At 38.5% G+C, this 14,306-nt stretch carries 14 protein-coding genes and 1 pseudogene; 5 read left to right on the forward strand and 10 right to left on the reverse strand.

Annotated elements, in window-relative coordinates; all coding sequences use genetic code 11:
• From I6758_RS00815 to I6758_RS00835, 4 genes and pseudogenes are all read left to right on the forward strand, one after another.
• On the forward strand, positions 1-1,042 hold a 1,042-nt coding region (locus I6758_RS00815), incomplete at its 5' end, for a sugar porter family MFS transporter (protein WP_196603325.1).
• A 163-nt stretch (positions 1,043-1,205) separates the two neighbouring features.
• On the forward strand, positions 1,206-2,054 hold the full coding sequence (locus I6758_RS00820; protein ID WP_196603326.1) for a PocR ligand-binding domain-containing protein: 849 nt from the start codon (positions 1,206-1,208) through the stop codon (positions 2,052-2,054).
• A 149-nt stretch (positions 2,055-2,203) separates the two neighbouring features.
• Positions 2,204-2,516, forward strand: a pseudogene (locus tag I6758_RS14815) (transposase); the annotation flags it as partial.
• 213 nt (positions 2,517-2,729) lie between these two features.
• Positions 2,730-3,875: an IS256 family transposase gene (locus tag I6758_RS00835; RefSeq protein ID WP_196603328.1), complete on the forward strand. Its 1,146-nt coding sequence runs from the start codon at positions 2,730-2,732 to the stop codon at positions 3,873-3,875.
• A gap of 175 nt (positions 3,876-4,050) precedes the next feature.
• On the opposite strand, the gene I6758_RS15015 is transcribed toward I6758_RS00835, so the two are convergent.
• Both I6758_RS15015 and I6758_RS00840 read right to left on the reverse strand, forming a co-directional pair.
• Complete coding sequence (locus I6758_RS15015) at positions 4,051-4,176, reverse strand: hypothetical protein (RefSeq protein WP_269140314.1); 126 nt, start codon at positions 4,174-4,176, stop codon at positions 4,051-4,053.
• 232 nt (positions 4,177-4,408) lie between these two features.
• A complete protein-coding gene (locus I6758_RS00840; protein ID WP_196603329.1) occupies positions 4,409-4,960 on the reverse strand; it encodes a TetR/AcrR family transcriptional regulator in 552 nt (183 codons plus the stop codon).
• Positions 4,961-5,077: 117 nt separating this feature from the next.
• Between I6758_RS00840 and I6758_RS00845 the strand changes: the two genes are divergently transcribed.
• Positions 5,078-5,815 (forward strand): SDR family NAD(P)-dependent oxidoreductase, encoded by a 738-nt coding sequence (locus tag I6758_RS00845; protein ID WP_196603330.1) that lies wholly within the window; start codon positions 5,078-5,080, stop codon positions 5,813-5,815.
• A 148-nt stretch (positions 5,816-5,963) separates the two neighbouring features.
• Here the strand turns inward: I6758_RS00845 and plsY are convergent, their stop codons facing one another.
• From plsY to aroA, 8 genes are all read right to left on the reverse strand, one after another.
• Positions 5,964-6,575 carry a glycerol-3-phosphate 1-O-acyltransferase PlsY gene (plsY, locus tag I6758_RS00850; RefSeq protein WP_196603331.1) on the reverse strand — a complete coding sequence of 204 codons (612 nt, stop codon included), beginning with the start codon at positions 6,573-6,575 and terminating at the stop codon, positions 5,964-5,966.
• A complete protein-coding gene (gene der / locus I6758_RS00855) occupies positions 6,572-7,897 on the reverse strand; it encodes a ribosome biogenesis GTPase Der (RefSeq protein ID WP_196603332.1) in 1,326 nt (441 codons plus the stop codon). The genes plsY and der overlap by 4 nt, the downstream gene beginning before the upstream one ends.
• Positions 7,898-7,912: 15 nt before the next feature.
• Positions 7,913-9,295, reverse strand: a complete 1,383-nt coding sequence (locus I6758_RS00860; RefSeq protein ID WP_196603333.1) for a DUF512 domain-containing protein — start codon at positions 9,293-9,295, stop codon at positions 7,913-7,915.
• A 227-nt stretch (positions 9,296-9,522) separates the two neighbouring features.
• The gene (gene rpsA / locus I6758_RS00865) at positions 9,523-10,656 is read right to left on the reverse strand and encodes a 30S ribosomal protein S1 (RefSeq protein ID WP_196603357.1); all 1,134 of its coding nucleotides are present in this window, start codon (positions 10,654-10,656) and stop codon (positions 9,523-9,525) included.
• Positions 10,641-11,489 carry a 4-hydroxy-3-methylbut-2-enyl diphosphate reductase gene (ispH, locus tag I6758_RS00870; protein ID WP_196603358.1) on the reverse strand — a complete coding sequence of 283 codons (849 nt, stop codon included), beginning with the start codon at positions 11,487-11,489 and terminating at the stop codon, positions 10,641-10,643. The genes rpsA and ispH overlap by 16 nt, the downstream gene beginning before the upstream one ends.
• Before the next feature lie 51 nt (positions 11,490-11,540).
• Positions 11,541-12,146 carry a lysophospholipid acyltransferase family protein gene (locus I6758_RS00875; protein WP_231038444.1) on the reverse strand — a complete coding sequence of 202 codons (606 nt, stop codon included), beginning with the start codon at positions 12,144-12,146 and terminating at the stop codon, positions 11,541-11,543.
• A gap of 16 nt (positions 12,147-12,162) precedes the next feature.
• Entirely contained in the window at positions 12,163-12,828 is a 666-nt protein-coding gene (gene cmk, locus I6758_RS00880; RefSeq protein WP_196603334.1) for a (d)CMP kinase, read from the reverse strand.
• Positions 12,829-12,850: 22 nt separating this feature from the next.
• Positions 12,851-14,149: a 3-phosphoshikimate 1-carboxyvinyltransferase gene (aroA, locus tag I6758_RS00885; RefSeq protein WP_196603335.1), complete on the reverse strand. Its 1,299-nt coding sequence runs from the start codon at positions 14,147-14,149 to the stop codon at positions 12,851-12,853.
• Positions 14,150-14,306: the final 157 nt, after the last annotated feature.

A 14,306-nucleotide genomic window follows, 5' to 3' on the forward strand; every position in this document is an offset into this window, starting at 1 on the left:
CTCTTATGTGGCACCGCTTTACCTTTCTGAAATGTCTGAAAAAGAACACAGAGGTCGTTTAATTTCTATGTATCAGCTGATGGTCGATTTTGGTGTGGTTATCGCTTTTGTTTCTGACACTGTTTTAAGCTCAACTGGTAATTGGCGATTAATGCTAGGAATTATCAGTATTCCTGCATTTCTTCTTGTCTTCACAATCGCTAAATTACCGGACAGTCCCCGTTGGCTTGCTTCTAAGGGTTTCACTGAACAAGCGTTGTCAGTTCTTAAATTATTGAGAGGTGATACTAATAAAGCTAAAAAAGAATTCACTGAAATTATTGATAACCTAAAAATAAAACAAGAAGGTTTTTCTCTGTTTAAGGCCAATAAAAATGTTCGCAGAGCTGTATTTTTAGGTATGTTCCTCCAATTCATGCAGCAATTTACTGGTCAAAATATCATAATGTATTATGCGCCGAAAATCTTCAGTCTGGCTGGTTTTGAAAGCCATACTGATCAAATGTTTGCTACGATTTTAGATGGTATGACTTTGGTTATTTTCACTTGGCTCTCTATGCAATTTATTGATAAAACAGGCCGTAAGATTGCTTTAAAAATTGGATTTTCCGTCATGTCGTTTGCACTTATCATTTTGGGATTTTGTTTATTGCAATTTGAAAATGGAAATGCTGCCAAATGGATATCGTATATGGCGGTTGGAATGACAATTCTTTCCATCGCTGGATATGCAATGAGCGCTGCTCCTGTTATTTGGATCTTATGCTCTGAAATTCAGCCATTAAAAAGCCGTGATTTTGGTATTGCCTGTTCTACCACAACTAACTGGATATCAAACATGATTATTGGTGCTACATTTCTTTCTCTTTTAGAAGGAATTGGGTCTGCCCAGACTTTTTGGTTATATGGATTACTGAATATTTTATTCGTCTTTTTTACAATTTATATTGTGCCGGAAACAAAAGGAGTTTCTCTTGAAAAAATAGAACAAAATCTTATGGAAGGCAAAAAACTTTGTGACATTGGATATCAAAATTCTTGAGAAAATTAAATCAAAGGAAAAACTATATCAGGATGTATTGAAAAACAACCAATCAGAAAAACCTATATTGATGATGTAGTGAAAGTATTAATAATTATGTTGACACAATAGCAATAGTCTAATTAAAGTTTTAAATTATTCAGGGCGGAGATGTGCATAATCGATGATATCTATATTTGATATTGAAAAATTAAAAAAATTATTACAATGTTTTTATATTATTACGCACATAAGAATCACTATTTTTGATAGTGATTTACACGAAATTATTGCTTATCCATCTCATATTCCTGAATTTTGCTATTTGGCACGGAAAAATAATTATATTGATAACGCATGTAAAGAATGTGATAAACAAGCGTGCGAAAAAGTAAAAACAACTGCCAAAACGTACATTTATAACTGCCACATGGGCTTGATAGAAGCCATCTCACCAATAAAAATTAGAAATATCGTTATAGGATACCTTATGTTTGGACACTTAAGACAAAGTATTGAAAAAGTAAAAGGGTGGCATCTTGTTAAGTCTAATTTTGACAACTATTTATTGACTACGAAGCAATTAAGGAATTTGCAGTATGCTTACAATAATAATACCAGGTATTTCTCTGAGGAATATTTGATTGCGGCAGTACAAATTCTGGAAACAGTTGCTTCATATGTACATGTAAATCATATGGCAGATTTAGAATATGACGCTTTACCCGTTCAAATAGATAGTTATATAACAGAACATCTCACAGAAAATCTCTCTTGTCAGTCTATTTGTGAACACTTCCAAATCAGTAGATCTAAACTCTATAAATTAGTAACAAATAATTATGGCGTAGGCATTGCCACTTATATTCGTAAATGTAGAATAGAAAAAGCAAAAATATTATTAAAAAAATCAACTTTTTCTATCAAAGACATAGCTTATTTTACCGGTTTTACAGATTATAATTATTTTACTAAAATATTCAAAAAAATGACGGAAAAAACTCCAAGAGATTACAAAAAAACTAAGTTCTAAAAGCTGTATTATAATTTAGCTATTGTCAACTAATAGCCAGAGAGATATTTCAACAGATACGATAATTTTATACAGATTGTAGTGATATAGTGAAGTTGTAACACCTCTGTCTAATAGATTACAATAAATCTATTAGACAGAGGGATAAAATGAAGCAATATGATGAAGAGTTCAAGAAGAAAATTGTTCGACTGCATATAGAAGAAGGCCGGAGTTTAAAAAGTTTAGCCGACGAATATGGAGCTTCAAAAGCTGTCATTTCAAAATGGACCCAAAACGTAGCGAAGAATGCCAAGAAAATACTGGTAACCAAACAGAATTAGATTATATGAAAGAAAACCTGAAGCTAAGAAAACAGCTTGAAGAAATGGAAAAGGAGAATCGTTTCTTAAAAAAAGCGGCAGCATTCTTTGCGAAGGAAATCGAGTAAAAATTTATAACTTTATTAAAAAATACCAGAGAGGGGGGCGGACAAAAAGTTGGACTATGAGACTGTAACTAATTATGTGTAAATAGAAAAATAAACTATTCCTCCTGGATTAATGTTAGAATAAATATTAATTCAGGAGGCTTTTATTATGGCTAGACAAAGAAGACTTTTCCCAGAACGTAAAGAATTTCTCCAAAAACTGCTGAGTGCATATCAACCGGAAGATGCGCAGGGTGTTCAGAAACATGTTCAAGGACCTTCTCGGAGATACGCTGCAAACCATGCTGGAGACTGAGATGGATGATCATCTTGGTTACTCCAAATACGACTATAAAAACAAGGATACGGATGATAGTCGGAACGGTTATAGCAAGAAAACCGTGACGTCTACGATGGGGAATATTCCTCTCGACATTCCTCGTGATCGGAAAGGTGAGTTCCATCCGCAGGCTATGAAGAAGAATCAGACGGACGTTTCCAATATTGAGGACCAAGTATTGTCCATGTATGCCAAGGGGATGACCACCCGGGATATCACTGCTCATCTTAAAGAAATCTATGGCGTGGATGCTTCTGCTGAAATGATTTCCCGCATGACAGAGCGTATTCTCCCGATTGCTAAACAATGGCAGAACAGACCGCTGGCCAAGAAATACGCAATTGTCTTCATGGATGCTGTCCATTTTCATGTCAGACAGGATTCTCAGGTTGTAAAGAAGGCGGTCTATATCGCCATTGGAACTCGTCTGGATGGTTCCCGTGAGGTCCTTGGCCTTTGGATTGGCGGCAACGAAAGTGCAAAATACTGGGTTGGCGTCCTGAACGAAATCAGGAACCGGGGAACGGAAGATATTTTTATTATCTCCGTTGACGGTTTGACCGGATTTGCCGATGCCATTGGCGCAGTTTATCCTGAGGCAGAAGTACAACGCTGCATAGTCCACCAGATCCGTTATACGACCAAATTCGTCTATTACAAAGACATGAAACCATTTGTCCAAGATCTGAGGGAAATTTACCAGGCGCCCACTCTGGAACAAGCAGAGGTGGCCCTAGACGCCTTGGAAGAAAAATGGAACGATAAATATCCCTCTTCGGTTCAGTCATGGCGAAATAACTGGCCGCAGCTATCCACTTACTTCAAATACCCATTGGAAATGAGAAAGATGATTTATACGACGAACCAGATTAAAAATTTCAATCGTCAGTTACGGAAAGTCTCTAAGAGCCGGACGATTTTTCCTACAGATGATTCCTTATTTAAGCTGCTCTATCTGGCGACCATAGAGATCACCAAGAAGTGGAGCGGCCGCAACCGTGACTGGAATAAAATTATTTCCCAGCTTTGCATTTATTTCGATAACCGTATCGAACCAGCTGATTTGGAATAACGACAAAAAATAGCCCGGCTGCTGATTGACAACCGAGGCAACTAGTGCCATTATGTTGGCATATATTTTTCGTAATTTTTGAATTTCCAGCATTAATCCATGGAGTTTACACAGAATTAGTTATACTCTCTGGACTATCGTTATGCGATCAATCCTAATTTTTGTCCGCACCCCCTTATCTGCGACTATTTCTTGTCTTCTTATTTTTATAGTCATATTTGGAGTAACCAAGTTCTTCATCAAGAGCTGTCTGAATGGTTTCAGCTATGAGCATTTTAACAAAATTATGGCCATCATTCATATCTTTAATACCATACCCTTTGATAAGCTCTTTGAGCTTGTTATTTTTTCTGTTTACCTAATATTGCAGGTTTACACAATTATTTCAGCACTACTTCCTATGAATAATATTTACATCTCTATTTTATAATCTGATTTTAGGAAATTGCAACTGTATTTTATAACACAAAACGACCACCCATTGAGTTAGGTTTTATAGCCAATTCACTGGGTGACTGTTCGTTTCCCTTCCTCTATAAATTGCCCTTTTCATTAAAATATGGCTCAATAAATTTCCAGGCCCGCTCAAAATCGTTTTGCATATCCTCATTCCAAAAATTGGCAAACACAGGATGATGAAAGCGTGAAAACAAACCTATCATACATAAAGTTTCCTGATTGTCAGTCATGCCGGAAGCCGTCGCGAGACTGCTGACCAGGTTGTTCATATGTTTCGCAACAAGTGAAGGGTTAGCACTTAAATACTCCGTATACAGTTTGAACATAACAGGTTCAGCCTTGTAAGCATTGTATTTTGCGTTTGCAAGAGTCCAGAGCCAGTCATGAATTATCTGCTGCTGTGACTTTTTTGAATCTATTTTATAAGGAAAAAGATCTGTCAGCACTGCATCCAGCCAATTAAAAGCGAGCACTTCCCATAGCTCTGTTTTATTCTTAAAATGCCTGTATAATGCCGGCTGAGAAATATTTACAGCAGCCGCCAGAGTTGTTAAACTAACATTTCCGTAACCTTTTTCTAATAGTAATTCTTCTGCCTTTTTTAAGATTTTTTCCTTTGTATTCATATTTTTATTTTATCACAAGTTATAATTATTGACAAATATAACTTTGCAGGCTATAATGACTTTATCGTTTAGTTATAAAAATAAAAAAATATAACTTTATAAAGGAGAAATAAATCTATGAAAGCTCTTATCACAGGTGCAAACAAAGGTATAGGCCTTGCCATTGCAAAATCTCTCGGAAAATCAGGTGTCAAAATTCTGGTTGGAGCACGCAACGAAAGCAGGGGGCAGGAAACAGTTAAAAAATTATCATCGCAAGGTATTGCGGCAAGTTTTATAAAAATTGATCTGAATAATTTTGATACTATTCATAATGCTGCAAAAGAAATTAATGAACTTGATCTACTTATCAATAATGCAGGAATTCCCGACAGTCATAAAACCGATCAACCTGATCTTGACCAGAAGAAAATGATATCTGACTATACTACTGATGACCTCCGCGAAACACTGGAAGTAAATTTTCTTGGTACACATGAAATGATCAAAGTTTTTCTGCCGAAACTCGTCAAAAACGGAAAAATCATAAATATCACTATCCCTATTCAGCCAAATGATTTTTGGCATCCTCTCGCCTATCAGACCAGTAAGGCAGCTCAAAATGTAATGACAATGGCCTATGCACTTGAGTTCAAAAATATGCACAGTGAAAAACAGATTTTTGGTATAATGCCGGGGGGTGTGGCAACAGATCTCAACGGACATACTGCCGGTGCACTTGATGGTTATATCAAATCAGCGGAAGAAGCGGGCGAAATTATCGCAAAACTCGCCCTCGATACAGAAAATCACAATGGTCAAATAGTTCAATTTGACGGAAAAATCATCACTGATTACGAAGCACAAATACATTGACGATCTGAGGTCTAAACATCACGATCGCTTTTCCGAAATTTACAAAAAACACGCAGTTTCAAAACACCTTGCAAATGGTGATTTGAAACTGCGTGTTTTTCAGATAATAAGAGAATTTCTTCAAATGGTGCAAAAAAGTTCTCGCATATTACCTGCCGTTCAAATTTATCTTTGACTCATCGCCATTAACCAGACGATGAATATTTTCCCGATGCCTGTATACTACAAAAGCCGCGGCAAGTATACCAAAGATTATATATTGCCATGGTTTATTCCAATAATATGCCTGCAAAGGCACAGAGACTGCTGCGATCATTGAGGCCAGCGAAACATATCTGGTAAACAAAACTACAATGAACCACAAGAGAAAGACACACAGCGCCGCCTGCGGCATGAGCATCGTTATAACGCCCAATCCTGTCGCAACACCCTTTCCACCCTTAAAAAAGAGAAACAACGAACACGAATGGCCAATTATAGCCATAATTCCCCCCAGAAGCAGCGCATAAGCTGATGCTGGCTCCATTCCATTTGCTCCGGCATACATACCGATAAAAACACCGGCTGCGCCTTTGAAAAAATCCAAAATAAAAACACTGAACCCTGCTTTTTTACCTAAAACACGCCATGCATTTGTAGCCCCGATATTATGGCTGCCATATTCACGAAGATCAGTATTAAAAAACAATTTACCGATTATAAGGCCGCTGGGAAGAGATCCTAAAATATAACCTGCAAGTAAAATAAAAAGATAACTCACTCGTCATCTTCCTTTCTTCCTTTCACAATCAGTTTCAACGGAGTACCTTCAAAACCAAAACTTTCCCGTAATTTATTTTCTATAAAACGCAGATAAGAAAAATGCATAAGCTCTGGATCATTTACAAAAATAATAAACTTCGGTGGCTTTACATCGACCTGTGTCATGAAGTATATTTTTAATTGTTTGCCCTTATGTGCAGGAGGCGGATTCACTGAAAGTGCATCCATTATAAGTTGATTCAGTACACTAGTCTGAATACGCATAGTCTGCTGTTCTGCCACATACTTAACCAATTCCGGCATACGATGTACACGCTGTCGCGTGAGAGCAGATATATATATAACCGGTGCATATTGAAGAAAGCCCAATTCATCGCGCAGATCTTCCGTGAAACGAAGCGGCGTTTTTGAATCTTTTTCCACAAGATCCCATTTGTTAACGACTAATATACAGCCTTTACCTGATTCATGGGCATATCCGGCTATTTTTTTATCCTGCTCTGTAACACCGTCCGGTCCGCTTATGAGCATCAAAACTACATCACTGCGATCTACGGCACGTAATGAACGAATTACGCTGTACCGCTCAACTGGTTCATCAATTTTGGCCTTACGCCTCATTCCGGCAGTATCGATGAGTGTATATTTTATATCATCTTTAATAAAATGTGTATCAATGGCATCACGCGTTGTTCCGGGTATATTACTGACAATAACGCGATCCTGTCCAAGCATAGCATTGACCAGCGATGACTTTCCTACATTAGGTCTGCCGATAACGGATATATGTATTTCATCCGGATCCTCAACCGCATCATCCATCTCGCCGAAAGCTTCAACTACCCGATCAAGCAAGTCACCCAGATTTAAAGAATTTGCTGCAGCGACAGGAATTGGATCACCAAGTCCCAAATTATAAAATTCATAAATATCCATTTCCTGTTTCTGTGTATCTATTTTATTTATCGTCAATATTACAGGTTTTCTGGTATTGCGCAGTATACGTGCGATCTCTTCATCAGCGCTGGTCATGCCTGAACGTCCGTCAGTCAAAAAAATGATCACGTCTGCTTCGTCAATAGCCAACTGCGCCTGAACACGCATTGAGGAAAGTATTGTATCCTGACTTTCCAGCTCTATTCCACCAGTATCGATCATAGTAAAATTTTTATCAAGCCATTCAGCATCCATATATATTCTATCGCGAGTCACACCAGGAAAATCTTCGACAATAGAAACTCTTTTTTTCCCTATTTGATTAAAAAGGGTAGATTTACCTACATTAGGTCTTCCGACTATCGCCACTATTGGTTTACTCAAATTACGCACCTGCCTTTATTTCGTATATGCGGCATTACTCTGCCACGTGTATAAATTATTTTCCCTTATATCTTTTACATGATTCCACCGAGTCAGCAGACTATAAAGCGCATCTGCATCAGCAGCGACTTTCATTTCCTTCTTATATTCATCTTTTAATTTTTGCAGCGTCCAATCATCTAGGAAAATATCTTCTCCCTCTCTCAATGCTGATGCAGGTAAAATTACTCCATCGCAGTCGCCTTCCTGCTTTTTTAAAGCCTTCAATATATCCTGTCCCGTTAAAAGACCTGTAACAGTAATATCTTTTCCAAAAAATTCATTTTCTACAGCCAGGATATGAACGTGGAGATTATCTATATTCATATTCTTCAAAAGAGGGCGAAAAACCTTTCCTGCCGATATGCCACAGACAACGGTTATATTTAATAATCTTTCATATCCGTATTGATTTCCTTGATCTCTTTCCTGCTGTATCCGCCACTCATCTATAAAATTACGGCTCAAACCGATACCATTATCAAGCTGTGGAAAACCATCATAATAACAGCTTTCCGGAAAGGGATATTCTGCCGTCAAATAAAATTCATCACTGAGATAAACAAATGAATTATCTATTTTCTTTCTAAATAATTCCTGCCATTTTTCAACTTGAGCAATAACAGCACTCATACCTTCTTTATCATACATAGTAAGCTTATAACAGTGCTCTCTGTATTTTGTCAATCCCACCGGAACAATAGCTATGCTGAGTGCATTAGGAATCCTTGCCCCGATATCTTTTATGGTCTTTTCAAGTTCAGCACCGTCATTGAGATCAGGACATAAAACAATTTGCGTATGGTACTGCACGTCTATAGAATCAAGAATGTCCAGTTGATTTTCTATTTCACCTGCCCGTTTGCTATTCATCATGCGAGACCGTAATTTGGCATTAGTAGTGTGCACAGACAAATATAAAGGGGATAAATGCAGTCTGCGTATACGTTCAAAGTCACTCTTTCCCATATTTGTCATAGTGACAAAATTGCCATACAGAAACGACATACGATAATCATCATCCTTAACAGATAAGCTTTCACGCATATTCGGAGCTATCTGATCAACGAAACAAAAGCAGCAGTTATTACCACAATGATGAATACCGTCAAAAACGGCTGATTCAAACTCTACACCCAATTCTTCATCATATTCTTTTTCAAATTCGATCAATTCCTGCTGCCCGTCTTTATGCTCGACTAAAAGAGATATATCTTCTTCCGCAAAAGCAAAGCTTAAATCTATAATATCAATAAGCTGTTGCCCATTTATTGATATTATCATATCCCCGACACCTAAACCAAGCTCTTCTGCCAAACTATCTTTGTTTATTTTTATTATTGTTCCACTATAAGACATTTGTTACCCTTTCTAAAAACCTTTATACAGTCAAAATAGTTCTATAAGCAACTCAAAAAGGAGTAATGATAAACGCATTACTCCTTTTCTCAATAAGTTCTTAAATTAAGACGGAACCTACTCCATCCAAGGTTTAGAAATTATTATGCATGGAATGACCAGCTGTTTGTTTTTTAACAAACAGCTGGTCAAATGTTTAAATGCTATTTCTACCGTATATTACAAACTCATTCTTTTTCCACAGCATCAGCAACAGTAGAAGATTGTGCATTTTCAGCCTGCTGTTCCTGATACTGATCAAATTCTGCGGCATCAGTATCTTGCTTAACCCTTGTAATACTGAGCGCAATTTTTTTATTTTCTTTATCTATATGAATAATTTTAACTTTCACTTCATCACCGATTTTAACAACTTCATCCGCCTTGACTATATGTTTTTCTGAAAGTTCACGCATACGGATAAGCCCATCAATACCTTCTTCCAACTGCATAAAAGCACCAAAATCAGTCAATTTTACAACTTTTCCGACCACATAGCTGCCAACAGTATATTTTTCCACTTTGGCAAACCATGGATCAGAAACAGTATCTTTTATACTGAGGGATATACGTTTCGTTTCAGGGTCAAAACTCTTGACTAATACCTCTACCTCATCCCCGGCATTGACAATATCGGATGGATGCTTTACATGATCCCATGACAGATCTGAAATATGTACAAGGCCGTCAATACCGCCTAAATCGACAAACGCACCATAATCAACGACTCTTTTAATACGTCCTTTTCGAACCTCTCCTTCCTGTAATGAAGCAAGAAGTTCTATTTGTTTCTCAGCACGTTCTTCTTCCAAAAGGATCCTGTGTGAAAAAATCAGGCGCTGTTTTTTACTGTCTATTTCTATAATACGAGTCTGCATTTGCTGTCCCACATAACTTGCCAAATCACGAATAAAATGAAGTTCGATCTGAGACGCAGGTAAAAAACCTCTCAATCCAGAAAAAGCAACCAGCAAACCACCCTTTATCAGCTTGGTAATTTTTATTTCAACAGAAGCCTTATCTTCATAAAGTTTTCTAGCATCATTCCACGCTGCCATTTCATCCGCACGGCGCTTAGACAGCACCATTCCATTTTCTCCGCCGATATAAACAATATAAACATTGATTTCATCACCGACGCTGACTGCATCAGATGCGTTGTCAGGTGCAGGATAAGCCAATTCTTTATTAGGCACTGGGATTTCCTGCTTATAGCCGACATCTACATATGCGGCATCACGGTCAACCATTATAACAGTTCCCTTTATTATTTCATTTTCGGCAAAATGCCTCATCGACTCTTCTTCTAATAGACTTTGCATATCTTGTTCATGTTCTTGCACTTTTTATATACCTCCTTGATGAGCCAGTCAGGGGTAGAAGCTCCCGCCGTCACACCAATTTTTTCTATATTATGAAACCAATCATCGTCCAGCTCATCAGCTGTCTCAATATGATGTGTTGGACATCTCTGAGCACATAATTCAGCCAGCCGAGTGGTATTGGCACTGTTCCTGCCGCCTATGACAAGCATCAGTTCAACTTCTGAAGCCAATTTTTCAGCAGCTGCCTGACGCTGTTCAGTTGCATTGCAAATTGTACACAGCACTTTTATTTCATTAGACTTATCAAGCAGTATATCTACCAATTGCTTGAATTTCGCACGAGAAAAAGTAGTTTGTGCTACTACTCCAAGTTTCTTTGCCGGCTGAATATCCTGAGCCTGAGCTGATGTTTCAACGGCAACGGCATTTTTCCCTGACCATTCAAAAATACTTTTGACCTCAGGATGAGTTCTTTCTCCTATGATGACAACAGAGTATCCCTCATCGACAAGTGTCTTTGCCGCCATTTGCGCTCTTTTCACATGCGGACAAGTTGCATCAACAATATTCAAACCTTTGGCTTCAGCTTTCTCATATACAGAAGGTCCGACACCATGCGACCTTATTATTATAGTTCCATGATCTATATCATCAAGCGAATCAATAGAAACTATGCCTTCATCAGCAAGCTGTTTTACAATCTGCGGATTATGGATTATCGGGCCGAGTGTAGCTATATAACTATCTCTTCCAGACTGCATGCGGGCCATTTTTATAGCCCGTTTTACACCATAGCAAAATCCCAGATACTCCGCTAATATTATGTCCATATGATCACCATTCATAATTACTATCTTTTATAGTATAACATAAATATAACCTTATGTCTTGTAAGAATTTATCAAGTTCTGAATTTGTTGCATAATCTCCGCTGTGAACCGCTGTAATTCTGCCTTATCTATTTTATCACTTTTATAATAAACAGGTTTACCATAGATGACCTTGATTGCAGGAAAAAAACTTCCCGCTTTAAAAATACGATTTGTATTTATCACAGCTGTTGGAATAACCGGTACTTTGGCTTTGGCGGCAATAAGGGCAGCTCCATTAGCAGCTTTTTGAAGTTCCCCTGTTTTACTTCTGTGTCCTTCAGGAAACAACCCCATGCACTCTCCCCTCTGAAGTTTGCCGACAGCCATGCGTACAGCCTGCCGGTCACCGATACCGCGGCGCACCGGAAAAGAATGTAAAGTATAAAGTGCCCGTCCCAGGATTGGAACATCAAATAATTCCTGTTTCGCCATATAGGCAATCGGTCTGTCCACAAAGCAGCTGATCAGCATGGGGTCCCAATTACTGAGATGATTTGCAGCTACTACGACGCCTCCCTCAAGCGGAACATTTTCCGTAGTATAAGCTTTTGCAGAAAAAAGCACCGTATATAAGAGATGAAAAAACCAACGCAAAAATCTATATCCTAAACTCAATAGCAATTCACTCCAATTATTTTGATGCCAAAGACAATATTACATCAGTCACTTGTCTGACCGACATAGACGTAGTGTCAAGCAAAATGGCATCACTTGTTTTGATCAGAGGCGATATAGTCCTTTCCATATCTGCCTTATCCCTGTTCTCTATGTCTTCTTTCAGTTTTAGAAGATCCACTTCATATCCTTTTTTCATCATTTGCTCAAAGCGCCGTTTAGCTCTTTCTTCTACCGACGCGGTTAAAAATATTTTCACATCTGCATTTGGCAGGACATTACTGCCAATATCCCTGCCATCCATAACAACCGCACCGTTTTCTGCCATTTTTCTCTGCAAAAACACCATTTTTTCACGTACAGGGGCAAGTTTTGCCACTTGTGAAACTACCTTGCTCACCTCAGGGGTACGCAAATGATCAGAAACATCTTCTCCATCAACATATACTTTTGTCGTTTTATCTGCATACTGCAGCCGTACATCCATATTCTTTACCGTCTTTATTATAAAATCATCTGTCAAAAAAACCGTATCATTCTCTCGTAATGCTTTCCAAGCGACAGCTCTGTACATTGCCCCTGTATCTATATAGATGTACTCTAATCCGGCAGCAACAAGCTGTGCTACCGTGCTTTTTCCTGCACCTGCCGGTCCGTCTATGGCAATCACTTTATTTTTCATATAACAATGCTCACCCTGCAAATTATTTTTCCAACATTTCAAGTGTAGAATAAAACTCTGGATAAGAAATCTCCACACAGTCTGCGTTATCTATAAAGACCCCGCTTCCTGCAGCACCTGCTACTGCCAATGACATCGCAATACGGTGATCATTGCAGGAATCACACTTTGCGATACGAAAACCAGAGCCGCCTTTTATGATAAGCCCGTCTTCTTTTTCTGTCAAAGCATCTGTTAATCTGCCAAATTCATGACAAATTGCCTTTATGCGGTCACTTTCCTTTACGCGTAATTCCTGTGCCCCACTGATTACAGTAACTCCCTCAGCCGCCACTGCGGCAACCGCTATAACAGGAATTTCATCAATGAGCCTCGGGATAATGTCTGCCTTTATTTCCGTTCCATGCAATTTGGCATAGCGAACATGCAAATCGGCCACAGGTTCACCACTGACATCATGCTCATTGCTAATTTCTATATCTGCTCCCATATTGCGCAGCACATCAATTATACCTGTCCGTGTCTCATTTATGCCAACATTTTTGATAAGAACATCACTGCCCTTGATAATACTTGCCGCAACAATAAAATATGCGGCAGAGCTGACATCCCCCGGCACATTGATACATTCTGGTGCATTTAGCTTTTTTGCCGGCCTTATTTTTATATGATTCACCGATTTATCTAAATCGGCACCAAATGCCCTGAGCATTCGCTCTGTGTGATCTCTCGAAGGATACGGTTCTATCACCTCTGTAGGTCTGTCTGCATACAGTCCTGCTAGTAAAACAGCGGACTTTACCTGTGCACTGGCCATAGGCATATCATAGGTTATGCCATGCAGCAGATCCTGCTGCGGAACAACTGTTATAGGCAGCAGAGAATTATTCTTCCTGCCCACTATCCTGGCACCCATGCTGCTCAAAGGATTAATGACTCTTCCCATAGGGCGGCGGCTTAAAGATGCATCACCCGTAAAAGTAGTCAAAAATTTCTGTCCCGCCAGAATTCCCAGCATCAATCGCAATGTAGTTCCAGAATTTCCGGCATCAATTATGCCTTCCGCTTCCTTCAAACCATGCAATCCATTGCCGCAGACGACCAGATGATCTCCTCTGTCTTCCACCTTTACACCCAATGCCTGCATACATTTTACAGTACTCAGACAATCCTGTGCGCGTAAAAAATTAGTGATCTTCACAGGCGTATCACACAATCCAGAAAACATTACACTGCGATGTGACACTGACTTATCACCCGGAACAGTAATTTGTCCGCGTAATCCGGTTGAACCTGCAGCTTGTATCTCTTTAGTTGCCATTACACATAACCCTTCAATAATAACTGTATTTTATATTACTAATCTGTCTGGCTTCTTGATTTTTCCTGCAAATAAGATAACTATGAAACAAACAAAATACATGACAAATAATAGCTCTTAACTTATTGTGCATAAAAGATAAATAATACTTCTATAA

Source organism: Pectinatus haikarae (genome assembly GCF_015732185.1).
Taxonomy (GTDB): domain Bacteria; phylum Bacillota; class Negativicutes; order Selenomonadales; family Selenomonadaceae; genus Pectinatus; species Pectinatus haikarae.